The 24,779-nt window shown below is 48.1% G+C and carries 23 protein-coding genes and 1 pseudogene; 15 read left to right on the top strand and 9 right to left on the bottom strand.

The genetic code is table 11. The annotated features are described in order from the left end of the window. Positions 1-64: 64 nt before the first annotated feature. Positions 65-736, top strand: coding sequence for a ribonuclease III (rnc, locus tag KME11_02725; GenBank protein ID MBW4514123.1), 672 nt, complete (start codon positions 65-67; stop codon positions 734-736). Here rnc and KME11_02720 read toward each other — a convergent pair. After that, entirely contained in the window at positions 713-1,927 is a 1,215-nt protein-coding gene (locus KME11_02720; protein ID MBW4514122.1) for an aminotransferase class V-fold PLP-dependent enzyme, read from the bottom strand. The genes rnc and KME11_02720 overlap by 24 nt on opposite strands. Before the next feature lie 146 nt (positions 1,928-2,073). Here KME11_02720 and accA point away from each other — a divergent pair, with 146 nt between their 5' ends. The 6 genes and pseudogenes from accA to KME11_02690 all read left to right on the top strand — a co-directional run bounded on the left by accA (position 2,074) and on the right by KME11_02690 (position 7,125). Beyond that, the gene (gene accA / locus KME11_02715; GenBank protein ID MBW4514121.1) at positions 2,074-3,057 is read left to right on the top strand and encodes an acetyl-CoA carboxylase carboxyl transferase subunit alpha; all 984 of its coding nucleotides are present in this window, start codon (positions 2,074-2,076) and stop codon (positions 3,055-3,057) included. A gap of 335 nt (positions 3,058-3,392) precedes the next feature. Then, complete coding sequence (locus tag KME11_02710) at positions 3,393-4,115, top strand: SDR family oxidoreductase (GenBank protein MBW4514120.1); 723 nt, start codon at positions 3,393-3,395, stop codon at positions 4,113-4,115. A gap of 41 nt (positions 4,116-4,156) precedes the next feature. Beyond that, a complete protein-coding gene (gene folE, locus KME11_02705) occupies positions 4,157-4,846 on the top strand; it encodes a GTP cyclohydrolase I FolE (protein ID MBW4514119.1) in 690 nt (229 codons plus the stop codon). A 200-nt stretch (positions 4,847-5,046) separates the two neighbouring features. Further along, positions 5,047-5,661, top strand: a complete 615-nt coding sequence (locus tag KME11_02700; GenBank protein ID MBW4514118.1) for a hypothetical protein — start codon at positions 5,047-5,049, stop codon at positions 5,659-5,661. Between the two features lie 6 nt (positions 5,662-5,667). Further along, entirely contained in the window at positions 5,668-6,060 is a 393-nt protein-coding gene (locus tag KME11_02695) for an amino acid permease (protein ID MBW4514117.1), read from the top strand. Between the two features lie 241 nt (positions 6,061-6,301). Beyond that, a pseudogene (locus KME11_02690) lies at positions 6,302-7,125 on the top strand (HAMP domain-containing histidine kinase). A gap of 51 nt (positions 7,126-7,176) precedes the next feature. Here KME11_02690 and KME11_02685 read toward each other — a convergent pair. Together KME11_02685 and KME11_02680 are read right to left on the bottom strand one after the other, a co-directional pair. Next, complete coding sequence (locus tag KME11_02685) at positions 7,177-8,814, bottom strand: acetolactate synthase large subunit (protein ID MBW4514116.1); 1,638 nt, start codon at positions 8,812-8,814, stop codon at positions 7,177-7,179. A gap of 34 nt (positions 8,815-8,848) precedes the next feature. Further along, entirely contained in the window at positions 8,849-10,237 is a 1,389-nt protein-coding gene (locus KME11_02680; protein MBW4514115.1) for an NAD-dependent succinate-semialdehyde dehydrogenase, read from the bottom strand. A 187-nt stretch (positions 10,238-10,424) separates the two neighbouring features. Here KME11_02680 and KME11_02675 point away from each other — a divergent pair, with 187 nt between their 5' ends. Beyond that, a complete protein-coding gene (locus tag KME11_02675) occupies positions 10,425-10,574 on the top strand; it encodes a hypothetical protein (GenBank protein MBW4514114.1) in 150 nt (49 codons plus the stop codon). A 5-nt stretch (positions 10,575-10,579) separates the two neighbouring features. Here KME11_02675 and KME11_02670 read toward each other — a convergent pair whose 3' ends face one another. From KME11_02670 to KME11_02660, 3 genes are all read right to left on the bottom strand, one after another. Continuing rightward, positions 10,580-11,311: a phytanoyl-CoA dioxygenase family protein gene (locus KME11_02670; GenBank protein MBW4514113.1), complete on the bottom strand. Its 732-nt coding sequence runs from the start codon at positions 11,309-11,311 to the stop codon at positions 10,580-10,582. Between the two features lie 446 nt (positions 11,312-11,757). Then, a complete protein-coding gene (locus KME11_02665) occupies positions 11,758-12,186 on the bottom strand; it encodes a type IV pilin-like G/H family protein (GenBank protein MBW4514112.1) in 429 nt (142 codons plus the stop codon). A 363-nt stretch (positions 12,187-12,549) separates the two neighbouring features. Further along, positions 12,550-13,890, bottom strand: coding sequence for a class I SAM-dependent methyltransferase (locus tag KME11_02660; protein ID MBW4514111.1), 1,341 nt, complete (start codon positions 13,888-13,890; stop codon positions 12,550-12,552). A 223-nt stretch (positions 13,891-14,113) separates the two neighbouring features. On the opposite strand from KME11_02660, the gene KME11_02655 reads away from it, so the two are divergent. The 6 genes from KME11_02655 (at position 14,114) to KME11_02630 (ending at position 20,420) form a co-directional block, all read left to right on the top strand. Continuing rightward, positions 14,114-15,385, top strand: coding sequence for an insulinase family protein (locus tag KME11_02655; GenBank protein MBW4514110.1), 1,272 nt, complete (start codon positions 14,114-14,116; stop codon positions 15,383-15,385). A 30-nt stretch (positions 15,386-15,415) separates the two neighbouring features. Continuing rightward, positions 15,416-16,717, top strand: a complete 1,302-nt coding sequence (locus KME11_02650) for an insulinase family protein (GenBank protein MBW4514109.1) — start codon at positions 15,416-15,418, stop codon at positions 16,715-16,717. Between the two features lie 265 nt (positions 16,718-16,982). Then, positions 16,983-17,954: a hypothetical protein gene (locus KME11_02645; GenBank protein ID MBW4514108.1), complete on the top strand. Its 972-nt coding sequence runs from the start codon at positions 16,983-16,985 to the stop codon at positions 17,952-17,954. A gap of 92 nt (positions 17,955-18,046) precedes the next feature. Continuing rightward, entirely contained in the window at positions 18,047-18,439 is a 393-nt protein-coding gene (locus KME11_02640) for a hypothetical protein (GenBank protein MBW4514107.1), read from the top strand. A 170-nt stretch (positions 18,440-18,609) separates the two neighbouring features. Further along, complete coding sequence (locus tag KME11_02635) at positions 18,610-19,038, top strand: hypothetical protein (protein ID MBW4514106.1); 429 nt, start codon at positions 18,610-18,612, stop codon at positions 19,036-19,038. Beyond that, positions 19,035-20,420: a hypothetical protein gene (locus KME11_02630; GenBank protein ID MBW4514105.1), complete on the top strand. Its 1,386-nt coding sequence runs from the start codon at positions 19,035-19,037 to the stop codon at positions 20,418-20,420. Before KME11_02635 ends, KME11_02630 begins: the two co-directional genes overlap by 4 nt. A 36-nt stretch (positions 20,421-20,456) precedes the next feature. Here KME11_02630 and KME11_02625 read toward each other — a convergent pair whose 3' ends face one another. Then, a complete protein-coding gene (locus KME11_02625) occupies positions 20,457-21,620 on the bottom strand; it encodes a pyridoxal phosphate-dependent aminotransferase (protein ID MBW4514104.1) in 1,164 nt (387 codons plus the stop codon). Here KME11_02625 and KME11_02620 point away from each other — a divergent pair. Then, positions 21,619-22,068 carry a hypothetical protein gene (locus tag KME11_02620; GenBank protein MBW4514103.1) on the top strand — a complete coding sequence of 150 codons (450 nt, stop codon included), beginning with the start codon at positions 21,619-21,621 and terminating at the stop codon, positions 22,066-22,068. The genes KME11_02625 and KME11_02620 overlap by 2 nt on opposite strands. A gap of 49 nt (positions 22,069-22,117) precedes the next feature. Here KME11_02620 and KME11_02615 read toward each other — a convergent pair whose 3' ends face one another. Together KME11_02615 and KME11_02610 are read right to left on the bottom strand one after the other, a co-directional pair. Further along, on the bottom strand, positions 22,118-23,704 hold the full coding sequence (locus tag KME11_02615; GenBank protein ID MBW4514102.1) for an Hsp70 family protein: 1,587 nt from the start codon (positions 23,702-23,704) through the stop codon (positions 22,118-22,120). A 66-nt stretch (positions 23,705-23,770) separates the two neighbouring features. Continuing rightward, a complete protein-coding gene (locus tag KME11_02610; GenBank protein ID MBW4514101.1) occupies positions 23,771-24,763 on the bottom strand; it encodes an EI24 domain-containing protein in 993 nt (330 codons plus the stop codon). Positions 24,764-24,779: the final 16 nt, after the last annotated feature.

Genomic DNA, 24,779 nt, shown 5'->3' with positions numbered 1-24,779 from the left:
GTAAAAGCAAAGTAGTATTAAATCTTTATGAAGATCTTATTTCTTTGAGTGTTCAAGATTTTGTATGTTTGAGTTTCCTCAATTCCACGATCGCCAATTAAGAGATACTGCCCTTACCCATCGCTCCTATCTCAACGAACATACCCAAGTCGAGGAGCACAACGAACGCCTAGAATTTTTAGGCGATGCGCTCCTTAATTTCCTGAGCGGAGAATTTCTTTATAAGCGCTATCCCGAAAAGCCTGAAGGGGAACTAACGCCTTTGCGCGCGGCTTTAGTCGAGGAAAGGCAACTGGCGAAGTTTGCCGAGTTTTTAGGGATTGGTCAACTTCTGCGCATGGCGAAGGGGACTGAGTTAAATGGGGGGAGAGAAAACGCCAATTTAATGAGCAGCGGCTTTGAAGCTCTAATTGGAGCTTACTTTCTTGATCAACACTCGAACGTTGACCCTGTTCGTGAATACATAGAGCTTTTTTTCGCCGCTGTTGTTGATGAGCTAGTGATTTCTGCATCTAGCGATAACTACAAAAGTCGGTTTCAAGAGTGGTCGTTAGCAAAGACTGGAGAGATTCCTCGCTACACGATCGCCCAGCAATCAGGGCCAGACCACGATCGGGAGTGGGAGGCAGAAGTCTGGATTGGATTTAGCAAATATGGCGATGGTAAAGGTCGCAAGAAACAAGATGCTGAAAAAAATGCTGCCAAAAACGCATTAAGAGGATTGGGATTGACGTAACTCTTTAGGGGGAAAGCTGACAGAGAAACGCTGCTTCCTCAAAGATTCAATGACCCCGATCGCCCCTTCAAGAACCTGCTCAATCTCCTCAGCCGTATTAAACCGCCCGACTCCAAACCGGATAGAGGCGAAAGCTAGCTCAGGCGATTGACCTAAACTCAGCAGCACATGGGACGGCTCACTTTTAGCAGACGTACAAGCAGAACCTGAAGACACTGCCACGAAAGGCTGAAGCCCGATCGCCAATGCCTGTCCATCTACGCCTTCAATGCTGAGGTTCAGATTACCTGGCAATCTTTGACTTTCATGCCCATTCAAATAAACGCCGCCTAAGGTCTGGAACCCTTGCCAGAGGCGATCGCGCAATTTCTTCACCCGCTCAGTTTCCATCTCCATCTCAGCCAATCCCAGCTTAACTGCCTCAGCAAACCCAACAATTTGAGGAGAATATAGCGTCCCCGCTCGCCGCCCCCGCTCCTGCCCGCCACCGTGGAACTGGGGAGCAATTTGCACTCTAGGATCGCGACGACGCACATAGAGTGCCCCAATTCCTTTAGGGCCATAGACTTTGTGGGCAGTAAGAGACATCAGATCAATGTTCATGGTTTGGACATTGAGAGGAATTTTACCGATCGCCTGTGCTGCATCGGTATGAAATAAAACTTGGTGAGCGCGGCAGAGGGTACCGATCGCCGCGATCGGTTGTAGCACGCCAATTTCATTATTTGCCGCCATCACAGATACAAGAATGGTATCAGGGCGAAAGGCTTGAGCAAGCTTCTCTAGATTCAGCAAGCCGTCAGTTTGAACGGCTAAGACGGTTACTTCAAAGCCCAAAGATTTTAAGTATTGGCAAGGATCAAGCACTGCACTATGTTCGGTTTGAACTGTAATGAAGTGACGACCTTTAGATAAATAAGCTTCAGCAATGCCTTTGATGGCAAGATTGTTTGCCTCAGTGGCACCGCTGGTAAAGACTATTTCTTCGGGGGTGGCGTGGATACTGGCGGCGATCGCGGCTCGTGCCTGCTGAACAGCGGCTTCTGCTTCCCAACCATACTCATGGGTGCTGCTTGCCGGATTGCCAAAATGCTCAGTGAAATAAGGCAGCATCGTTGCCAAAACTCTTGGGTCAACCGGGGTAGTAGCATGACAATCTAGATAGATCGGGCGAATCCGAGATGAGAGCATAAGAGGAATCCCCATTAAGTGTTCGAGTCCTGCTTTAGATCATAAGAACGCTCAAGGAAAAGATTAGGAAGGGCACCTAAGGAAAAAATGAGCAGCAATATCTTACGATGAAGATACTGACAAAGTTAGGTCGAGACTGCATAAATATGGCTACTTCGGACAAAAAAACTATCCTTTTAGATTTCGAGAAGCCTTTAGCAGAGCTAGATGGGCGAATTTTTCAAATTCGGGAGTTAGCAGAGGAAAATGATGTTGATGTCTCTGACCAAATTTTGAAGCTAGAAGAACGAGCGGTGCAGCTTCGTCAGGAAATTTTTGGCAGTCTCACCCCGTCCCAGCGGCTGCAAGTGGCTCGGCATCCGCGTCGTCCCAGTACCCTAGATTATATTCAAGCTGTGAGCGATGAATGGATTGAGCTTCATGGCGATCGCAGCACAGGATCTGACGATCGGGCAATGGTCGGTGGGGTCGCCCGAATTGAAGGTCGTCCGGTCGTCATGTTGGGGCACCAAAAAGGGCGAGATACCAAGGATAACGTTTCTCGTAATTTTGGCATGGCTTGTCCCGGCGGCTATCGGAAAGCCATGCGGTTAATGGATCACGCCAATCGGTTTGGAATGCCCATTATTACCTTTATCGATACGCCCGGAGCCTATGCAGGCTTGGAGGCAGAGCGATTGGGGCAAGGAGAGGCGATCGCTTATAACCTGCGAGAAATGTTCCGGTTGGATGTACCTATTATTTGCACGGTAATTGGCGAAGGGGGTTCGGGTGGGGCTTTAGGCATTGGTGTGGGCGATCGCTTGATGATGTTTGAGCATTCTGTTTACACTGTTGCGAGTCCTGAAGCTTGCGCTGCGATTTTATGGAAGGATGCGGCAAAGTCTCATCAAGCCGCAGAAGCCCTGAAAATTACGGCGATTGATCTTAAAAATCTAGGCATTCTTGATCAAATTTTGCCAGAACCGATTGGTGGTGCCCATGCCGACCCCTTGCAAACAGCGGCAACCTTGAAACAAGCACTCCTAGAAAACTTAGAGGTTCTAGATCGGTTAACGCAACAACAGCGCCGGGATTTACGCTATCAGAAATTTCGTAATATTGGTATGTTTTCAGAGGTTTCTGCTTAAGAAGAGACATAAATACAGTCTTAGCTTGAGTAGATGCGATCGCCAAACTCTGTCAATGTTATACTCAAAAAAGATACAATTATTTACATTGTTCTCATTTTAGTTACACTGATTTTAGTTCTGTAGTTTATTGAGCTTGTCTATTACCTTGAACGAAAGCTGTTTTTCTGGTTGAATTGTGCCCCTGTCGGGTTCTGCGAAATGAAGTCTTGGTGCTCTCTTAACCAATTCTTCCAATCAACGCCAATTTTTTTATGAACTGATGAACAGCCTGCTTAGACTGTCGGTCATTTTATTCTCAAACCTGCTGACCTTAGCAAAGAATTACACACTTCATGACTTTTAAAAGCAATCATCGCGCTTTGATCACGGGCGCGAGTAGTGGAATTGGCAGAGCAACTGCTCTAGTTTTTGCTGAAGCAGGCATTGATTTGGCGCTGGTGGGGCGTTCTGTCGAAAAATTAAACGCGATCGCTGAGGAGGTTCGGCGGACTGGGGTAGAAGTCAAGGTTTATCCCTTGGATTTGTCTGTTATGGAGCAGGTGAAGGAAAAAATTGGAGCGATCGCCACCGATTTTGGCAACCTTGACATTCTGGTTAACAGTGCTGGAATGGGTGGAACAGGAGAGTTGTTAACCCTCTCCTTAGAGGATTGGCAGCAGATAATTAACCTCAACCTCACTAGCGTTTTGCAATGCATCCAGGGCGTTTTACCCGGAATGCGCGATCGGCAAAATGGCATCATCATCAACATTGCCTCGATCGCCGCCCATCAAGCCTTTCCAGAGTGGGGAGCTTATAGCGTCAGCAAGGCAGGACTCCTTTGCCTTTCTAAAATTCTGGCAGCCGAAGAACGCGCCCACGGTATTCGAGTGGTCACCGTTTCTCCAGGTGCAGTCAACACCCCAATTTGGGATGCCGATACCATGCCAGATTTCGATCGCTCCCAAATGCTGACCCCTGAGCTAGTTGCCCAGTCTATTCTTCATACCGCCTTGCTTCCACCCCAAGCGGTTATTGAAGAATTAATGGTTACACCTAGTGCTGGGGCGCTTTAACTTGTCATTTGACTTAATTTTTTGGAGATTTTATTCCTATCATGACTATTGCCTCTTCCAACAACATCAATAACAATAAAGATGCAGCGGCTGAAGCCCTGCGGATTGCGAGCCGTCCCGATCGCACCACTTCTTACAAACAAGAACCTCTGGCACAGCCTGTGGTCACGCAAGAGGACATGATGGAATCTGTCCGCACTATGCTGCTAGGAGTGGGTGAAGATCCTGAGCGCGAAGGTCTGCTCAAAACTCCTAAGCGCGTTGCCGAAGCGATGCGATTCTTGACCAGCGGCTACGATCAGTCTTTAGAAGAATTGGTTAACGGAGCCATTTTCGATGAAGGGCACAACGAAATGGTATTGGTGCGCGACATCACTGCTTTTAGCCTTTGCGAACACCATATGCTGCCGTTCATGGGCAAAGTCCATGTGGCATATATTCCCAATCAAAAGGTCGTGGGGTTGAGCAAACTGGCGCGTATTGTAGAAATGTATAGCCGTCGTTTGCAAGTGCAAGAACGCCTGACTCGCCAAATTGCCGAAGCAGTTCAAGTGATTCTTGAGCCTCAAGGAGTTGCGGTTGTGATGGAAGCTAGCCACATGTGCATGGTGATGCGGGGCGTTCAAAAACCAGGTTCTTGGACGGTAACCAGTGCAATGCTAGGGGCGTTCCAAGAATCGAAAACCCGTGAAGAGTTTCTGAGCCTGATTCGTCATCAGCCTTCTTTTTAGGGTGTAGCATCCTTTTCAAATGAGGGCTATAAATTGGGGTAAAGGGGCAATGATCCCTTATCCCCAATTTTTTAGTCAAATTTCACTTTTTTGATATCAGGCACGAGCAGCAAGCGCAGACAAATTTGTGCAGAAATTAATAGCGTCAGGTTGAGTTTGGGGAATCTTACGGAAAAGACACTCCACTCTCTGCTTTTAATATGAGTCAGCCACAAGTTTCTGTTTCTGCACTTCCCCGCAGCCTGACTTCACTAGAGACGTGGGGTTTTGGGTTTAGCGGTTTGCTCTTGTGGATTAATACGGGATCGGAAATGCACGCCGCCTTGGGGCCACAAGCGATCGCCGTTTGGCTACCCAGTGCCATTGTCGGAATACTCTTAAATCTTCAAGTGAAACGCTTAGGGACTCATTATCCTGAAATGTCGGGAGGAAACGCGAACTATACCAGTCGCTTGCTCAAGAATCATCCATTCCTAGCTCACATTGCGGCGATCGGCTATTTTATTGGGTGGTCATCGGTTCCGGCAATCAATGCAATTATCTTGACTGATCTGCTTAAAACAGAGCTAGCCTCTTTAGGCATTGCTTGTCCTGAGACATTGCTAAGAATTGGATTTGTCTTACTGCCGTTTGTTTTGGCAGTTAGCGGCACGCGGGCATTAGGCATTCTGCATTTGTGTTTTGTGTTTCCTGCCTTAGGACTATTACTGGTCTTTTGTTTTCAAGGGCTGGGCTGGTTGGCGATCGCTCCTACCAGTCCCGGATTGCTCCCTCACAATTGGGCTAGCTTCTCGTTTCCTGATTGGGCAAAGTGATATTTCATTGCTGTCTACGCTATTTATGACTGTGAAACTAGCTCTTCCTTTGTTGCTGAAAGCAAACGACCAACCCGAACGCTGCAAGCTCTAACGTTTTCCGCTTGGCTGATTCCACCGATCTATCTAGGGGGTTCTTGGCTACTGATGCAGCTAGCGACCCAGCCCAGACTTGGCGATAGCCCATTCTTGAATTTGCTGGCTGTAGCGAACCTATTTTGGGGTCAATCTGCCTCATGGCTCATCACCTTGCTGCTAGTCTGTAGTTGCTTGCTAAGTTCTGCCACAGCAGTTTCTAACTGTCCTCGAATTTTGTACCAGCTTGCCCTAGATGGATATGCTGCTCCAGTATTTGCAGTGGTGACTCGACGAGGCATAATGGTTCCAGCATTAAGTTGATGACTATCAAGCCCGACGCACGATCGAAGTCACGGTTTCTCAGCGATCGAATCGGGCAATTCAGGAATATATTGTGATTTTGCGAGATATCACGAAGCGCAAGCAAATTGAGGCAGAACTTTGGCAAACCCTGCAAGCTAAAGAAAAACTCGCAACGACAGCAATTGCCCAAGCAGAGCAACTGGAATATACGTTACAAGACCTGCAACGCACCCAGGCTCAACTCATCCAAACAGAGAAGATGTCTAGTTTGGGTCAGCTTGTGGCTGGAGTCGCACATGAGATCAACAATCCCGTCAATTTTATTAGCGGCAACCTGAGTTATGTCGATCAGTACAGTCAAGACTTGCTTAAGCTACTGAATCTTTACCAGCAACGTTACGCTGGAATAGACCCAGATATCCAAGCGATAATACTCGACATTGACCTGGAGTTTCTAAGAGATGACCTGCCAAAAACACTGTCTTCTATGAAGATGGGAACCGATCGCATCCGTCAGATTGTGCTGAGTTTACGCAACTTCTCTCGGTTGGATGAATCTGAGTTTAAGGCAGTTGATATTCATGAAGGAATTGACAGTACCTTGTTGATTTTGCAGCATCGTTTGAAAGCATTGTCCGATCGCCCAGCGATTCAGATCATTAAAAGCTACGGCAATTTACGTCCGTAGAATGTTATCCGGGACAATTAAATCAGGTGGTAATGAATGTTCTGGCAAACGCAATTGATGCTTTAGATGAAACCAACGCCAAGCGATCGTTTCAAGAGATCCAAACGCAACCTAATCAGATTACGATTCGGACGATCGCAATAGATGCGCAATGGGTAGAAATTGCGATCGCGGACAATGGATCTGGCATGTCAGAGAACGTTCAGCAAAGCATCTTCAATCCGTTCTTTACGACTAAACCCATTGGCAAAGGAACGGGCATGGGTATGTCTATCAGCTACCAGATCATTACCGAAAAACATGGTGGTAAATTAAAGTGCTTCTCTAAGCCCGGGTCAGGATCTGAGTTTGTGATTCAAATTCCAATTCGGCAGGTAAAGCCATCTTCGCGTTAAGGTTAACAACCTTAAAGCGATCGATCGCCCCTTTCAGTCCGCCATCGAGCGCTAAATCGTACAGGTCAAGTCTCCAGCTTTTTGGCTAAAGCGCAGGTTTTCCCGGTAATCTACTGGACAATCGATGATGGTGGGAACCTCTTGTGCCAAAGCTTCTTTTAAGGTAGGAATAAAGTCAGCAGTTGATTCTATTCGATAGCCTTTCAGCCCCATGCTTTCGGCGTATTTAACAAAGTCGGGATTGGTGAAGCGAACAAAATGGGATTCTCCAAAATAATTTTGCTGCTTCCACTCAATTAAGCCGTAGCCACCATCGTTAAAAATAATAGTTACAAAGGGAGTTTTTTCGCGGAGCGCCGTTTCTAGTTCTTGAGAATTCATCATAAAGCCTCCGTCTCCGGTTACCGCAACGACTTTGCGATCGGGCGCTACTAATTTTGCGGCGATCGCCCCCGGTATCGCAATTCCCATTGCTGCGAAACCGTTGGAAATTAAACAAGTATTAGGACGTTCACAATGATAGTGCCGTGCCATCCACATTTTGTGTGCGCCAACATCCGAAATAACAATATCTGCTGCACCCATGACGTACCGCAGATCGTAAATTAATTTTTGCGGCTTAATCGGAAAACCATCATCATCGGCGTACTGCTCATAATCTGCTAAAATTTCTGAACGGAGACTTACCGCGTAAGGTTCAAGTTGATTTTGACGACTGCTCCGCCGCAAAATCTCATGTAATGAATCTGAAATATCCCCGACCACTTCTGCTAACGGAATGTAGCTGCTGTCTACCTCCGCAGGCATTTGTCCCACATGAATAATCGGTGTTTTCCCATCCGGATTCCAGCGCTTTGGCGAATATTCAATCAGGTCATAGCCAACTGCAATAACCAGGTCAGTATGATCAAACCCACAACTCACATGATCACGTTGCTGTAACCCCACCGACCACAGCGCCAAAGGATGCTCGTAAGGGATCACCCCTTTCCCCATAAACGTGTTAGCGACCGGAATATGCAGCTTCGTCGCAAATTCTGTTAGCGCAGCGCTGGCGTTGCCTCGAATAGCTCCATTCCCCACCAAAATAATTGGGTTTTTGGCTTGCGAAATTGCCGTCGCTGCCCGTTCAATGCTCTGAAAAGAAGCATAGACTTTCTCCCGCGCATCCAGCCTAAGCGGACTGCCCGCTGCTGCCATTGCTGCAATATTTTCTGGGACATCGATATGCACAGCGCCTGGTTTTTCAGCTTGAGCCACTTTGAACGCTCGTCGGACAATTTCGGCGGTATTGCTGGGGCGAACGATTTGAGTACTCCACTTGGTAACAGGTGCAAACATTGCCACCAAGTCTAAATATTGGTGGGACTCAATGTGCATACGATCGGTGCCCACTTGCCCAGTAATGGCAACCAAAGGTGCCCGATCTAAATTGGCATCTGCTACACCTGTCATTAAGTTAGTGGCTCCAGGGCCCAGGGTAGAGAGGCAAACTCCCGCCTTGCCTGTCAGCCGTCCATAAACATCTGCCATAAAGGCTGCACCTTGTTCATGGCGGGTAGTAATAAACCGAATCGAAGAATCTTTAAGTGCCTGCAATACATGCAGATTCTCTTCTCCAGGCAGTCCAAAGACGTACTCAACGCCTTCATTCTCCAAGCATTTCACCAGTAATTCTGCCGTATTCATATCATTCATCTTTCCGTTCCTCACACGTATCGTTTTACTTCACCCAAACCGTTTTTACGTTCACAAACTCATGGATTCCTGCTGCGCCTAGCTCTCTCCCATAGCCCGATCGCTTCACGCCGCCAAAGGGTAATCGTGGATCAGATTTGACCATGCTGTTGAGAAACACCGAGCCTGCTTCAATCTCTGAAATTAGGCGATCGCGCTCCTCCTCAACTGCCGTCCAAGCACTTGCTGCCAACCCAAACGGCGTATCGTTTGCCAACCGAATCGCGGCATCTAGATCGGGCACCCGAAATACCATCGCTACAGGGCCAAAAAACTCTTCCTGGGCGATCGCCGCCTCTATATCAATGTCCACCAAAATCGTAGGCGGATAGAAGTTACCATGCTGAAGAGCAGGGTTCGATTGAATTAGCGCTGAGCGATCGCCCCCAATTAAAATTTTGCCGCCTTGCTGAACTGCTTTCTGAACTTGCGCCTCTAGATCCTGAAGAATCGTTGCAGTTGCCAGCGGCCCAATCTCTGTTTCAAGGTTCATTGGATCGCCCACTTTAAGCGCAGCGTATTTTTCTACAAGCTTTTGAATGAATGCATCTGCGATCGACTCCTGCACAATAAATCGCTTGGCTGCAATGCAAGACTGCCCATTGTTAATCATCCGCGCTGTTACCGCCATTGCTGCCGCCGCCTCTAAATCCGCGCTCTCCATCACCACAAACGGATCACTGCCGCCCAACTCCAGCACCGTCTTTTTAATGAGCTTTCCGGCTGCACTGGCTAAGCTTGCCCCCGCAGGTTCACTGCCCGTCAACGTTGCTGCCTTAACGCGCTCATCTGCCAAAATGTTTGTCACCTGATCTGCTCCTACTAGCAGCGATTGAAACGCACCCTCAGGAAATCCTGCCTTCAATAAAATCTCCTCGATCGCCAGCGCCGACTGTGGCACATTAGAAGCATGTTTGAGTACTCCCACGTTCCCCGCCATTAAAGCCGGAGCCGCAAACCGGAAGACTTGCCAAAACGGAAAATTCCAGGGCATCACCGCCAAGACAATGCCAAGGGACTGATATTTAACAAAGCTGTGACTGGCATCCGTAGCGATCGCCATATCTGCCAGATGTTTCGCCCCTTGCTCGGCGTAGTAACGACAGACCAAAGCCGATTTTTCCACCTCCGCGATCGCCGCTTTAATGGGCTTCCCCATCTCCAGCGTTAGCATCTGACCAAACCTCTCCTTCTCTGCCAGCAGTAGATCTGCCGCCGCCTTAAGCCAGGTTGCCCGCTGCTCAAATGAGGTGTAGCGGTATTGCTCGAAAGTAGTTTGGGCGATGTCTAGCTTGTGAGCGATCGCCTCACTCGTCAGCGGCTCAAAAGTTTTAATTAATTTTCCGGTGGTCGGGTTAATTGTTGCGATCGCCATTAGCCTTTCCCCTTTAATTGCAATATTCTTCCAGCGTAGCGACTTTATTAGGCTTCAACCTGTTACTCCACCAATGTTTTAACAGTGCGTCATTACTATTTGCATATCCTTACAAAGGCTCAAAAAGCCGGGTAAGAATCTGAGGAAGGCTGGGCACAATAGAAGTGCAATCTATCCGTGCAAATCTATGGTTCGTCAAGATCCGACCCAACAATTTGTGATTGTGCTGTCTACTTTGTTATTTTTAGGGATTGTTGGCGTAACAACTGCCCACAGGTTCGCAACAGCCCCAAGTTCGCCTGACCCGATCGCCACCTATGGCACCAATGGCAAGTGACATCCTTACTCCAGTGGGCTAAGGTGCTGTAAAGCTTCAGCGATCTCAGCCAGTTCTTCAGACAGACAGTACATGTGCTGATATTGAGCAATTTGCTGACCAATGAGGGTGAGCCGCTGCGGAAAAGTTAATAGCGATGTGGGCAACAGCATCGGCGATCTTTGCGCTGGCATATCTCCCCGTTGAAACTCCCAAGCAATGCTAATTCTAGGAACGATCGCTTTGCTGCTGCTACTTCCGCCCCAATGCAAAACATTCTGGTTCCAGCCCAAAATAGAGCCAGCCGGAGCAGGTAAAGCCCGAATACTTTGCAAGTTAGTAATTTCGGTGGATTGCAACTGCTCAGGATAATTGGGATCTTGAGATGCCGGAACCATATACATACAGCCATTGGCAGGAGTTGCATCGGTCAGCGGCAGCCAAAGGGTAAGAGAGGTGGGCATTCCATCGGGACAGAGCATTTTGGTTTGGCGATCGCGGTGTTGTCTCCACCCGGCGTAACCATCAATGGGCGGCAGATACCAAGCCCAGAAGTCAGGAAGTTGCAGGTATCCTTCCCCTAAAATAGCTGTGAGAAGAACCGTGACCCGCTGACGCAATCGCCAAATTTCGTCGTAAACAAAGGCAAAAACCGGGGGCAAGCCTTGCTGGACTAGCTCATCAACCCCGATCGCCATGCGCAGAATTTCGGCTTCTGGCAGAATGGCATCAAGTTGAAAATAACCGTCTTTTCGCAAGTCTTGTAGAACTTGTTCCAGGTCTTCAGATTCGAGAGCAATGGTGCTGGGCGGATTGCGACTCCAATCTTCAGCAACAGATAAACCAGGGTTGAGCGATCGCCAAAAGTAATAGATCTTGAACTTGTTTCAGTAAAGATTGAGCTTTGACTGCTACTACCATTATTTGTTCCCCCTGAGCTTCTGAATCTGCCGCCATCAGTATGCCCTCCTTCTAGAAACAATCTACAGTTCTACGAAAAGAGCTAAAATCCTGACATTATTTCTGTTTCATCCATCTTTGCCGATCTGTTAACAGGTACTGATACTAATATTTGGCAAAGTTCTCTAATTTAACTATGCACATTTGAGACATCAATAAAAAGGCCACCAAATACATTACATTTGGTAGCCTCTCAATGAATTACGTTGTAGCTAAACAGTTGTTTTAGCGTTTTAGCTTAGGCTTAAGGAGCACAAGTCAGCGCACCCTCACAGATTTTGGCAATGCTGGTGCCCTTAGCCACTGTGACAATACCGCTATAGTCTCGAACAGCACCTTTAATGCTATCTCCTGTGGAAAGTCCAGTATCAGCGGAGGCATACTTGTAATACGCAGTCGTTTCAGGAATCCCAATGCCAATTTCGGCTAGAGTTCCAAATTCGCCCTCTTCTAGGTAGTAGGCTTGCTGACCCCGGTTCATTGAGCCAACGTAGGTTTTTGCTTCAGACTCACGTGCTTTGTTGGCTTGGTTTAAGAACGAAGGCAACGCGATCGCAGCCAAAATACCAATGATGATGATTACAACTAAAAGTTCAATCAATGTGAACCCTTCATTGCCTTTCTTTTTGCTGAGCAGGTGGTGCAAGAATTTTGCTTGTAGTTCAGTTTTCATAGCTAGTAAACGTCTCCTTAAGTTGCGGTTGCGGGATTTCTAACTCCTGAAGTTAACTTGCCCACCCGGTATCATTTTCATATCACCCCATTCAAAGATTCCGGACGTTTTTTTGAATTAGGTTTAGCAGACAAAGTTCATTGGCTCTTACAGCAAGGGTTTGAGCGTTAAAGTAACTAGAAAAGTTTTCTGGAGTACTGAGAGTTGTTCCGTAGTTTTTTGGGGGAATTGGCATAATTTGCCACATTCATCATTATTTTTTACCCTCTATTTAGTACAGAGTACTGGCTAGAAAGCACCCTAATACTGCCAGTCTACTCCTATGGAATGGCGGGTTCAGGGTGCTGAAGTTGGGTTCAGTCGCTATTTTTCGACCAATAGGTATAAGAAAGCATCCATACGGTTCAAGATGGTTTTGACCTCTTCAAAAGCTGCTGATTCGCTGAGAGGTTCTAACGTGATTGGATGAAGCGGTTTGATTTTGAGATAGCGATCGCACAGTGCCTTCATAGACTGTGACCCTTCCCAAAGCGGCAATAACCAAGCCAGGACAGTACTCTCAAGAAGGATCGGAACTAAGGCTGGCTTCTTGATATAGCGGCTCACTTCCAGCGATCGTCCCGATTCAATACAGTTCAGAACTTCTGCTTTAATATCTTCATGGCGTAACTGGGGATGAACATGGACAGTCGAATTTTGCCAATCCGATGTATTCCAGTCGTCTACAGGTGAGCCGGTTTCTACTCCTGAATGGGTACACCAGAAGTCCATGAGCCGATGAATAGGATGTAGAAGTTCAAATAGGTGCAGCTTTTCCTCAACCGACGCATACGCTAGGCTCATGTCCCAAAGTGCAGGTAGATCATTGATATTTTTGAACAAATCAAGAATATCCCAGTGCCGCCATTCCACCATGCTGAAAAACTCAAGATCACTTCTCTCCAGCGTGTTGAACAAATCAGGGATTGTAAATCCGTGGTCGCCTATCAGCAGGTGATTCATGCCAATTATGGTTTGACTTGATTCAGGATTTTCAAACTCTGCGCCCCACGTTTCCCGTTTAAGTTGAACCTGATCTTTAAGCGCTTGCATGGTTTCGATCACTGCTTGATGCTCAGAATCTTTTGCACCTTCATCCATTAAGCCCAGCATTTTGAATAAGGTCTGCGATCGAAAAAAGTTTGCCCTTTGGTAAGCATTATGAAAATTGGTTCGGATAATGCCATTTGGCTTGAGGACAGATTTCAATGCCTGTAGCCCTGCCACTGGGTCGGGGAATAAAGAAATAACTTCATCACAATTAATATAATCAAACTCTAGTCCAAGCTGGGGGAGATCAAAAATGGATAAAGTGTGACACTCGGCATTATCGCAGTTGTGCATCTTCATACGTGCCTGCGCCACCTCTACCGACACCGGAGACAAATCAACTCCAACTATTTTTGCTCCAGGGTTTGCTGTCGCCAGCTTTAAAGCTTGATATCCACTGCCGCAACCTGCATCTAGAATCAGTTTGCCCTCAGTTTCAACAACCTGCCGATACTTCAGGTAGTAAGGCGTGACCAGGTTGTTTAGGTATAAAGACTCGTGGTCAGCTTTGGGAGAAGTTTCTAATGGGACTTTGGGATAGGGAGTGTTGTCGTACTGCTGCCGAATTTTGTCGAGTTCGGTCAGTTCAGTTTGCGCTAGTAGTTGAGGATTCATCAATCATCTCCGAGTTTTCAAGGACAGGGGCTGCGTCAAGCATCAAGATTTCATGTTCAGAGTTCCCAAGCTTACGAGGAATCGGTCAGACCAGAAGATTCTGTAGCAGGTGATTCTATGTATTAATTGATTCTATTCTGTGAACCCGTAGGTAGTAGGGTGGTCGGGAAGCGTTAATATAAGTAGGTTATCGCTATCTTATCGGAGCGTTAAGCGTAAGCCATTGGTTGCACTCCTAAAGACAGAACTATCAAATTTTGGTGAGTTTGAGGCGTACCGTTGCCAGTTGGCAAATGGGTTGTCGGTTATTCATCAGCGAGTTGTGGGCGCGCCTGTAGTGGTAGATGTGTGGGTCAAAGCTGGGGCGATCGCCGAGCCTTGGTCGGGAATGGCACACTTCCTCGAACATATGATTTTTAAGGGCACCGATCGCTTGCCTCCAGGGATGTTTGATCAAATTATTGAGAACCGAGGCGGCATTACGAACGCGGCAACCAGCCACGACTACGCCCATTACTTTATTAATACGACCCCGGCTGACTTACCTCACACATTGCCTCATCTGGCAGATCTATTGCTGAACGCCACAATTCCAGATGACGAATTTGAGTTAGAGCGGGATGTCGTCCTGGAGGAAATTCGGCAGTCTCAGGATGACCCAGATGGCATGGGGTTTGAGGCGCTGATGGCGAATCTGCATCCAAAGCATCCCTATGGTCGTCCGGTGTTGGGGGCTGAAGAGGTGTTGATGGCGCGATCGCCCCAGGAGATGCGTTGTTTTCATCGTGCCCATTACCAGCCAGAGAATATGACGGTAGTGGTGATAGGAGATATTCCTCAAGAGCAAACGTTGGCATTGGTGAACGAGGCCTTTGGGCTATTTCCGCCTGCTGCTATTTGTCCACGTCCGGTGGTAACTGTCGAACCGCCGATGAATGAGATTCGGCGACAAGAAATGGAGTTGCCTCGGTTGGGGCAGGCTCGCTTGATGATGGCTTGGAGTGCCCCTGGAGTAGAAGATGTGCGTAGCGCTTATGGGCTAGATTTGCTGTCGGTTCTGTTGGCAGGAGGACGGACATCACGCTTGGTGCGGGAACTGCGAGAGGAGCGGCAGTTGGTCTACGAAATTGGGGGCAGTTTTTCGCTGCAACGGGATTCTAGCTTGTTGATGTTGACGGCTTGGTTAGAGCCAGAGCATTTGGGACAAGTTGAGGCAATTATTGGCGATCGCCTTTCCCACCTTGCCAATGCCCCTGTTACCCACGCCGAGTTAACTCGCTACAAGCGCTTACTCAAAAATGACTACGCTTTTTCAATTGAAACAGCTAGCCAGATTGCAGGGCTTTACGGCTATTACAATACTATTGCTGAAGCCGAGCTCTCGGCGGTTTATCCTACGGTGCTTCAGTCGCTGGAGGCAGAAGAGTTGCAGCAGATGGCAGAGCAATACCTTTCGCCGCTGCGGTATGCGGCAGTAGTCATGCAGCCGTGTTAGCATTTCTCAACGACCTTCTTCCATTCTGCAATGCCCCATATTACGACTCTGACGCTACAAAACCGGACGATCCATCGCACGATTCTCAGTAACGGCATCACGGTACTAGCCGTTGAGAACTCCGCAGCAGACATTGTTGCCGCACGGTTTTTTTTAAGAGCGGGCGGGCGATACGAGACGGCAGACAAAGCAGGAATTTCCCATTTGCTGTCGGCGGTAATTACAAAGGGAACTGAGCGGTTATCGTCTCAGGAAATTGCTGAGCGCGTAGAGTCAGTTGGGGCAAGTTTAGGAGCAGACTCGGCAGCAGATTATTTTTTGATGAGCCTGAAGACCGTTTCAGCAGACTTTGAGGAGATGCTGGATTTGATGGCAGAGGTGATGCGATCGCCGTCTTTTCCTGAGGATGAGGTGGACTTGGAGCGGCGGCAGGCAGTGCAGGGAATTCGTTCAATGCAGGAACAGCCGTTTTCAGTGGCGAATGCCCAGTTGCGGCAGGCAATGTTCCAAAATCATCCGTATGCTATGTCGAGTTTGGGAACTGAAGAGACAGCCTCGCATTTGAGCCGTGAGGACTTGCTGGAATATCACCAAACTTTCTTTCGTCCTGATAATTTAATTGTGTCTGTGGCAGGGCGAATTGCGCCAGAACAGGCGATCGCTCTACTAGAGCAGCACTTTGGAGATTGGCAGGCACCTCAAGGAGAACAAGGCGTGATACCTTTGCCACGCTTAGATTTACCAAAAATTGCGGCACAGCCAGAACGGGTTTTGACCGTGCAAGATACGCAGCAGGCGATCGTTATGTTGGGGTATTTAGCAATTCCAGTGAATAGCCCTGAACATATTGCGTTGCGATTGTTGAATACGTATTTGGGAAATGGGTTGTCGAGTCGATTATTCGTTGAGTTGAGGGAGAAAAGAGGGTTAGCGTATGAGGTATCAGCGTTCTATCCAACGCGGTTAGATCAGTCGCAGTTTGTCGTTTATATGGGAACTGCACCCGATAATGCGGCGATCGCATTAGAAGGGTTGCAGCAGGAAGTGGATCGGCTGTGTTCAGTGTTGTTGACGGCGGATGAAATGCAAGCAGCGAAGAATAAGTTGCTGGGGCAATACGCGCTAGGGAAACAAACCAATGGACAGATTGCTCAGATTTTCGGGCTATATGAGACGTTAGGGTTAGGAATTGAGTTTGATGAGCAGTTTCAAGAATATGTAGCAGGTGTAACGGCTGAAGGTGCCCGGAAAGCGGCGCAGACCTGTTTTACTCAACCTTACGTTTCTTTAGTTGGTCCGGCGATCGCGGTGGAGCAGGCTGTTTTGGGGTAGTCGGGAATTGAGATGCCGAGCCAGATAGGCGAACTGCACAGGTTTATGAACTAGTTTGAAAATCTGTGTCAAATCACTTGTACAGGTGCATTGAGTTTTGCTTGATGCGCCTTTTCGTTTGGGCTGCCTAGCCCTGTTTATTGTTTTTAATAGAAATGAGTTGCAAATTTAGTACTTAGGTACTATATTTAATCTAGAAATAGTACATTAGTATTAAACAAGTTTATTCCCTTCAAATTCTATTCATTCACACTCACAAACTGCCATGGAAGAACTTCAAACAGAAATCAAGGCGATTCAAGTTGCCCTGCGCTCAATCCGAGCCAATGAACCTCGTTCGTCTGTTCCGGCACCTGCTCCCGGTTCTGCTCATGCTCCTACGCTAGCTTCTTCTCGTCCGGCTCGTATGCAGCAGATTAAGCCTTTGGCAGAGCGGACTCATCGAGCAACGGGTCAGGAACTGGCAATGGAAACTCAACGGCTAAGTCATTTGACGAGTACTTATGTGAAAAAGCTGGAGCAGCCCAAGCCGCCTGTAGTTCACAGTTTAGATGAGGCTTTTCAGCGGCTGGATGCGCAAGCGGAAGAGGTTAATCAGCTTTCGGCGGCGCAAGAGGCAGCTATTTTGAAGCTAAAAGCGATCGCCGAGCAAGTCGGGCAAGATTGGCAATCATCTGATTCAAAAAATCTAGCTAGTTCAGGAAAAGCTGTCCGACTTCCGCCCATTTGTGAGTATTTGGAAACTGCTGTACCTCATATTGAAAAGGATCAGCAGGGTAAATTTGTGGTCACTTCTCGTTCTGTAGATTTGTTTAAGGCAGAGCGAGAAGCTGAGTTAAATGCAGAAGAGCTTCGTCATCGTGCCATGAGAACACGACAGAATTCTTCTTTATTCCGCCGTGTTTGGAACTGGTTGGTCGAAAGACCTCAGCCTAAAACGTCCCAGTCTAAAACGCTTCAGTCTAAGATGCAGAAACGGTCTGTTCAACGTTCTAAAGGTTCTCCTTTTAGAGTTCGCAATACTGTCATACTACTTGTAGGCGCGATCGTGGCACGTGTATTACTAGATACGCTCCTCACGATCTTCCCTGGGCTGTGGTTACCCGCGATCGCCATCATGGTGACACCCAGCGCGATCGCCATCTATCGTCGTCCTCTCACCTCCGAATCTAGCTTGATCTGGGGTTACCGTTTAGTTATCGTCTTGCTCGGTCTGTTGATTGGCGGCAGAATTTAGTGCTTTACCATGAGTCTTCTTCTCCTTGGCATACTCTGGATTACCCTCGTTTTATCTTGCATCATTTCAATGGGGTTCGAGGATAAAGAACAATGACACATCCTGAAATTAGCTTTCCTCCCTCTAAACTGCTGCTAATTGCCGCTCTTTTGCTGCCTTTGGTTGCTATTTTAATGATCGATTTAGGCATAGGGTCTTCAGGTCGTATACCAGGGCGGACAGAAACTTGCCAAGGTGCTGTAAACGAAGGTGTGATCATTTCGCGGGAGCAGCTTGCAGAGTTTCTAACTATTTCGGAGCGAGATCCACGGACGAGGGTAGAGGATATCTTGAAATCGCCCTATTGTCAGTTGCCCAACTTGAGTGTGCGAGCCGGAGCTACCGCTGAACGACTGGTTTATCCGTTGGCATTTGATCCTAAAACTTGGCTGATCGTACTGTATGAGGAGGACGAGTATGCCGGATATCGATTTTTGATTCAGTAAGTCGATTTGATATCGATCGTCTGCTTGGTCAGGTTGTTTAAGCAGGCTGTTTGATCAGGACATATGTGCCCTATATAAAGTTTAATGAGGATGCTTTAAAGGTATCTGCGTCAGTATTCGGAGTAGGTATGCGGTTTATTGGTTGGGTTGGGAAGCGTGGAATGCTGGCGGTGATGATACTTCTGAGCAGCGCTTGTTCTATGCAGTATTCTACAGAGCCACCCCGAACCATTCAAATTCAGCAAGTTTGGCAGTTGCAACCGGGAGACACAATTGGCGGTCATCAGGTGGCAGCAGGATTAGGCGATATTTCAATTAACCTGAACGGCGACAGCGCCTATGCGCCGTTTGGCGGACGGGTACAGCCCCTAGAGCCAAACATTAAAAACTGCGTGGTTTTCTCTAGTCCAGAAATTCCTGCTTATCTTTTTCGGCTTTGTGGGTTGCAAAACCTGAAGTTGGGAGAGGTCGAGCAAGGAGAGGTTATCGGCTCAGGGGCTTATTTGCACTTTGCCACGTTGAGGAAGCAAACGGATGGCACCTGGGCAATGGTTGAGCCTGCACAAGACATTTTAGAACGGATATTGCGATCGCTATGAAAACTCGTTTCCTGTGTTTACTGGGTTTGGTTACGGTTATGGTCAGCTATGCACCTTTGGCTAGAGCAGATGAAGCATTGCACTTTGACAAATCTTCTACCCATGCAGCGCCCCCTGCAACAGAAGGTAGCATTTGGATGGCAACAGATCCGATCCTCAAAAAGGAGAATTCTGATGCAACGACAACGGTAACGAATGAAGGAACGGAAGCGTTACCAGTGGCGATCGCGCCGGATTCCACAGCTTCGGAACTCTCTGTAAAATCTGCTAACAAGCTGGGCGATACTGTTAGCAAAGAAGCTCCGGCTCAGCCCGTCCTGTCGTTTGCTGAACCACCCACGTCTGTGGGAGCACCTGTCGCTCAAAGTGGATCTACTCAAGCTGAATCCGTTCAAGCTGAACCGATTCAAGATACATTAGTTCAACCTACACCCATCCAACCTGCACCTGTCCAACCTCCAGCGCCCTCTGCTTCTCGCAAGCCGATCGAGTTAGGATTTAGCCTTTCTCCCACAGAACCGCTTTACGAGCCGGAGCAAGGCGTGCCTTCTGTAGCAGCGGCTCCTCAAGAGGATGCAAATTTGAAGGTGGGAGTGATTACAGACAAGTTATTCACAGGCAATACAAATTCTTTAGTTGCAAAGGCAGTGGGGAGCGCTGAGGGAACTCGGACTCCGGAGGGCGATCGCACTCATGCTTATTATGGTCACGTTGATCCAGGCAACCAAGTTTGGAACCGAGGCAGTTTCTCTTACCAACATTCAGCACAATCTCCTGAAGATGCCGATCAAAAACAGTTGTCTCGATTAGCCGATCAGGCAAAAGTTATTGAGGCAAAGGCGGCTGACCACGGCTTGCAATTGACTTTAGAAGAAAAGCTCAACGGCATTGATCTAGCAAATCAAGCGCCTAAAGCCGCTCTTGATCAGGGTGGGTATGTAGACTGGTTAGCCCAAGCGCGTCAGCAGGGTATGAGCGGTTCAGATGCGGTGTTGTGGGCACGCACTCGCGCGTTCATTAATCCGGCTACTCAGCGGTGGGATGCACCTGGGTTAGGAAATACTGCCGAAACCATTGGGCACGACCAGGCGCGCCGAATGGCTGCGATCGCCCGAGCGATCGCGGTAAATCAGGATGCGGTTAAACAGGCTATAAACGTTGCCAGTTTGCCAGATCCAACTGCTGCGAACGCTGCTAGTTCACCGACTAAAGCCGCTGTGACGGCGCAATCGACCTCATCTACACAGGCAGGACAAGGCATTGCCCAACTTTTGGCTGAGAAAATTGTTGAGTTGTTTGGGGGTGATCAAGTTCCAGCGGATTCGAGTCCTGTGGCAAATGAACCTATGGGAATTCAACAGTTGTTTGGGTTTGCATTTTAGGGGGCGATCGAGCGTTGCATGAAAAGAGGCGATTTGTTATCGCCTTTTTTTAATGATTTCTTGTAAACCTTGCACTAATCGATCTATCCCGGCTGCCGCTGTTTTTTGATCCAGAGCGCCATAGGCAACTCGTAAATAACAGCCTTCCATACCAAAGGTAGAACCCGGAAGGGCAGCAACTTTGTGATGATGGATTAACTGTTTGATGAGTTCTAAAGAATCCAAATCTGTGTGAACTTTGAGGAGGAAATAGAACGCGCCTTGAGTCGGTGGAATAGTGCAAAGGTGAGGGATAGTAGCAAGTTCTTGGAGGACAATTTGGCGAACTTGAGCGATCGCCTCCACTTTGTCTAAACAAAACTGTTTACCTGCCTGCAATGCTCCCAACGCGGCATACTGTGAAATCCCTGCGGCACAAATCAAGTTAGTATCCTGAATTTTTATCACTGCCGACATCAGGTGTGCTGGAATCACCATGTAGCCGATTCGCCAACTGGCAAAACCGTAAGCTTTCGATAAGCTAAACAGCGAAATGGTATGGTTGCCGAACGTTGATCCGACTGAAAAGTGAGAAGCACCGTCGTAAGTAAAGTATTCGTAGGTTTCGTCGGTAATATGATAAATACCTCGCTCTCGACAAATTTCGTTAACTTCTTGAAGAACGGCTTTGGGATAGACAACACCCGTGGGATTGTTGGGCGAAACCGTAACAACAGCTTTAGTTTTCGGCGTAATGGCTTGACGAATAGCGTCGGGGTTGAGTTGATAGTTTTTGTTTGTATTGACGAGAACGGGGCGACAGTTTGCCATCACCGTCGCCATTTCGTGATTAAAGTAATAGGGAGTTTGCAAAATAATTTCATCACCCGGATCGGCGATCGCCAGCACCGCATTTAAGAAACCCATGTTGCTGCCTGCGGTCACTACAACGCAGTGCTCTGCGCCAATAGAAATACCGTTTTCTGCCAAAAGCTTCGTGGCGATCGCCTCTTGCAATGCCGGAATGCCTTGCACAGGATGATATTGATGATTGGTGGTCTGCGCTAGAAATTGAGTAATTTGGGCGATTGCTTGGAGCGGTGGTGGGTAGGACACGACACCCTGACCCAAAGAAATCGTTCCAGGCGAGTTGCGAATCAGTTCTCCCACGATAGGAATCATAGGGGTCTGCACTGCCTGTAGACGATTAGAGGGGAGCATGGCTAAGGTAGGGTTAGAAATTATTAGGTGGGAGGAACGAATGGGACAGCTTGAACAATCAAAGCGATCGCGCAATCAGGAGAAATCTTCTCAAACACCAGCCATTTTAAGGCGGATTGTGACGCTGATAACCGTGATCTGCTTGGGGCTGTCTACAGTTTGGTTTTTTTCAGGGGGGTTGTTGATTGGTGGTGTCCCGTCGTCAGTTATCCTAACCTTTTTGCAAGATAAACCTGCTCTAACGGCATATTTTCAAAGCGATAATCAGGCACTTCACGATCGCCTCAATGAGCTAGGAGTTGAAGAACAAATTAAGGATTACTACCGTCCCCAAATTCCTGATGAGGTTGAACTGGATCAGTACATTCATCAAGTTTTCTATAATCGTACAGGCTATGTTGGCAAAGAGTATCGGGTCAATGAACAGGGCACCCTCACCTTAAAATAGCGTCACTCAAGAATCCTGAATTTTATTGACCAGGCTAATTCCTAGAAGTTTAACTCAGCCGCACCACTGCCTGGTTTTCTAGCAGCGTTTCTGCGGTTAATAAATCTTCGACCGTCATTCTCAAAAACCGAGATTCATCAACCCAAAACAATACTTTAATGCGATCGCTCCCCGGATAACCAGGAGGAGTGAGTTGGGCAATGGTTCGAGCTTCAACGCTATCATTCAGCGGCTTTGCTACAGAGGCACCGGAGGAGGAACGAGTGATGAGGCGATCGCCATCATAAAATACTTCTGTGCCGCCCGTTTCTGTGCCCAATTCGCCCATGATTAATTCAATGCTGGGTTGGTTTTCGGTAGACGCGCCCAGGAAAAGTTCTACGGGCTGCGGCATGGGGTAGGGCTGCCCTTCGTTGATTAAAGGATGCCAGGCGTGGCGGTTGTTGCGTTTGTCCCAGTAGCGGATGCCGTAGCTGTGGTAGAGATAATCCTTTACTTCTATACCCTGAGAAATTTGCAATGCACCCTGGGCGATCGCCTCAAAGGGTCGCTCTGAACGAATTTTTTCGGGTGAGAAATACTGTTCAACCCAGGCTTTCACCGCAGGGATTTGGGAAGTACCACCCACCAGTAAAACTGCGTTAATGTCCGCAGGCTCTAATCCTTGACGACGAGCCTGTTGCAATACTTGGCTCATTGATTCATCAAGACGGGTAAAAAACTGATTCTCTGCTAATAATTGATTAAAGTGATCTTGATTGATTTGTAGCTCATAGCTTTCAAACGTTTCATCATTAAAGTAAACTTCAGTGGCTTCAGTCTGTTGCGAAAGCTGTATTTTAAGACGTTCTGCTAATCGTAACGTTAGCGATGTCGCTGCTAGTCCTTGAGTCGTTGCAAAATGATTCACTAACCATTGATCAATATCTGCCCCACCTAAGTTCTGTCCTGCCTTTGCCAAAACACGCGCAATTTTTGGGCGCTGTGCTGATTCCTCCAGCACTTTCTGCCCCCACTTCAGCAAAAATCCGACAGGCTTTTGCTCCGGTCTACCTTCCAGTTTTACTAAAGACAAATCCAGAGTGCCGCCGCCAAAATCAACGACTAGCACAGTCCTTTGTTCTTTCAGCCCGTAGCCCAAAGCTGCTGCTGTGGGTTCATCCAGTATCCGCACCTGACTTACTTGCAGCGATCGACAAACCTGAGTTAACCAATTGCGATACGCCTCAAAGCTGTCTACAGGCACCGTAAAAACGAGCGAGTCAAGGGTTGGATCGGTGGCTTGAAGCTGTTGCAGAAGAGTTGTTAAGAACCAGGTACCTGCTTGCTCAAAGCTGATAGTAGCCCCATCTAACTCTGGCAAAAAGCCCTGGATTTCTGCACCAATACCGCGCTTGAAGTTGCGAAAAAACCGCCGATCGCCACTTAAGTCGAGTCCGCGATCGCGCACCATTTGACCTACAGTAACTTTGCCAGAACTGCCGTCTTCTACGTACAGCAGGCTTGGCACCAACGGCGGATTCTCTGCCAGCTTCAGCGAAAATCCCGGAAGCGTCAGGGTTTCTGGCTGCTGAGTCGCAGCATTCCAGCGGGTAATGACGGTGTTGCTTGTACCGAAGTCAATCGCGTAGACCATGAGCGTTAGGAGTGATGGATCATTGTTCTATTTTTCATACCAAGAATGAGGGACAAAGGACAAGCGTTAGGGGTCAAGCCAGGGTTGAATGCGATCGCAAAAAAACAAAGTTCCTGCTGCCACACACACTGGAATTGCCAGCAAATTAATCAAGGGCACACTGACCAACACCAGACAGACGAGTCCAAATGCCGCACTGGCAGGCAAGCTTCGCAGCACCACGCCTAATTTTTGCCGAAACCGCAATCGCCGTCGCTCGAGAGCAGAGTCAAAGAAATCGAGGCAAACGATCGTTGCAGTGAGAGTCAGGTAACCCACAGAGGCGATCGCGGTGCCAATTCCAGGCAGAAAGTTAAATAGCAGCAAGGGCAGCCCAACTGAAATCAACAGCACCAGCTTTTTCAATTCATACAAAATTGCCCGCCCCACATCCTGAACCGTCCGGCTAAGGCTTGAATCCATAGGCGGTAACTTGCCCAGTTTTAGCAGTTCCAGTTCCTCCGACAGTTTGCCATACCAAGGCGCACCCAGCAGCACCCCAAACTGAAGAAAAATAAACCCTGTAACCAGCAACAAGATCAGCACTAGCAGCAAGCGCAAAATCCACAGGAACGAAGCTCCCAGGGTATCGGCAATGGCGATCGCCCAACCGGGGGCGCGAAGATTCCAGCTTGGTAGACTCGGCAGTTGCCAATCGGGGAGCGCAAGATTCCAATGGGGCAACCAATCGGGGAAACTCATCTGCCCAGGTGATAAGCTGACCTGCGGCAGGCTAATGGGTGGAATGGCGGGGAGATGGGGAGAAAGGTGCGCTAAATTGCCTGTCCAGTTGGGCACGTCGGCAACAATAGTGTCGATCGCCCGGAATCCAGCAAACAGCAGTGCTGCATAAATTGTGCCACCCACCAACAGGTTAACTGCAATGGGAAACAACACATATCGGCGCAGGCGAGGCGTTTTTGCAAACAAAGCCAGTGCCCGGAAAGGGTACACTGCGCCTGCAAAGAAGCTACCAGGCCCACGCTTAACGATGAACTTATGGTTAGGATCTGAAGTCATGGGGAAACAGTAGGGC

It is taken from the genome of Timaviella obliquedivisa GSE-PSE-MK23-08B, assembly GCA_019358855.1.
Lineage (GTDB): Bacteria > Cyanobacteriota > Cyanobacteriia > Elainellales > Elainellaceae > Timaviella > Timaviella obliquedivisa.
Note: the sequence above shows the minus strand (reverse complement) of the source record. Positions and strands in the feature narration are given on the sequence as shown.

Bases quoted from the DNA above. Each gene is read 5' to 3' on its own strand.
- rnc (MBW4514123.1), top strand. From the start codon at position 65: ATGTTTGAGTTTCCTCAATTCCACGATCGCCAATTAAGAGATACTGCC.
- KME11_02720 (MBW4514122.1), bottom strand. From the start codon at position 1,927: ATGCTCTCATCTCGGATTCGCCCGATCTATCTAGATTGTCATGCTACT.
- accA (MBW4514121.1), top strand. From the start codon at position 2,074: ATGGCTACTTCGGACAAAAAAACTATCCTTTTAGATTTCGAGAAGCCT.
- KME11_02710 (MBW4514120.1), top strand. From the start codon at position 3,393: ATGACTTTTAAAAGCAATCATCGCGCTTTGATCACGGGCGCGAGTAGT.
- folE (MBW4514119.1), top strand. From the start codon at position 4,157: ATGACTATTGCCTCTTCCAACAACATCAATAACAATAAAGATGCAGCG.
- KME11_02700 (MBW4514118.1), top strand. From the start codon at position 5,047: ATGAGTCAGCCACAAGTTTCTGTTTCTGCACTTCCCCGCAGCCTGACT.
- KME11_02685 (MBW4514116.1), bottom strand. From the start codon at position 8,814: ATGAATACGGCAGAATTACTGGTGAAATGCTTGGAGAATGAAGGCGTT.
- KME11_02680 (MBW4514115.1), bottom strand. From the start codon at position 10,237: ATGGCGATCGCAACAATTAACCCGACCACCGGAAAATTAATTAAAACT.
- KME11_02675 (MBW4514114.1), top strand. From the start codon at position 10,425: ATGGTTCGTCAAGATCCGACCCAACAATTTGTGATTGTGCTGTCTACT.
- KME11_02665 (MBW4514112.1), bottom strand. From the start codon at position 12,186: ATGAAAACTGAACTACAAGCAAAATTCTTGCACCACCTGCTCAGCAAA.
- KME11_02660 (MBW4514111.1), bottom strand. From the start codon at position 13,890: ATGAATCCTCAACTACTAGCGCAAACTGAACTGACCGAACTCGACAAA.
- KME11_02650 (MBW4514109.1), top strand. From the start codon at position 15,416: ATGCCCCATATTACGACTCTGACGCTACAAAACCGGACGATCCATCGC.
- KME11_02645 (MBW4514108.1), top strand. From the start codon at position 16,983: ATGGAAGAACTTCAAACAGAAATCAAGGCGATTCAAGTTGCCCTGCGC.
- KME11_02640 (MBW4514107.1), top strand. From the start codon at position 18,047: ATGACACATCCTGAAATTAGCTTTCCTCCCTCTAAACTGCTGCTAATT.
- KME11_02630 (MBW4514105.1), top strand. From the start codon at position 19,035: ATGAAAACTCGTTTCCTGTGTTTACTGGGTTTGGTTACGGTTATGGTC.
- KME11_02620 (MBW4514103.1), top strand. From the start codon at position 21,619: ATGGCTAAGGTAGGGTTAGAAATTATTAGGTGGGAGGAACGAATGGGA.
- KME11_02625 (MBW4514104.1), bottom strand. From the start codon at position 21,620: ATGCTCCCCTCTAATCGTCTACAGGCAGTGCAGACCCCTATGATTCCT.
- KME11_02615 (MBW4514102.1), bottom strand. From the start codon at position 23,704: ATGGTCTACGCGATTGACTTCGGTACAAGCAACACCGTCATTACCCGC.
- KME11_02610 (MBW4514101.1), bottom strand. From the start codon at position 24,763: ATGACTTCAGATCCTAACCATAAGTTCATCGTTAAGCGTGGGCCTGGT.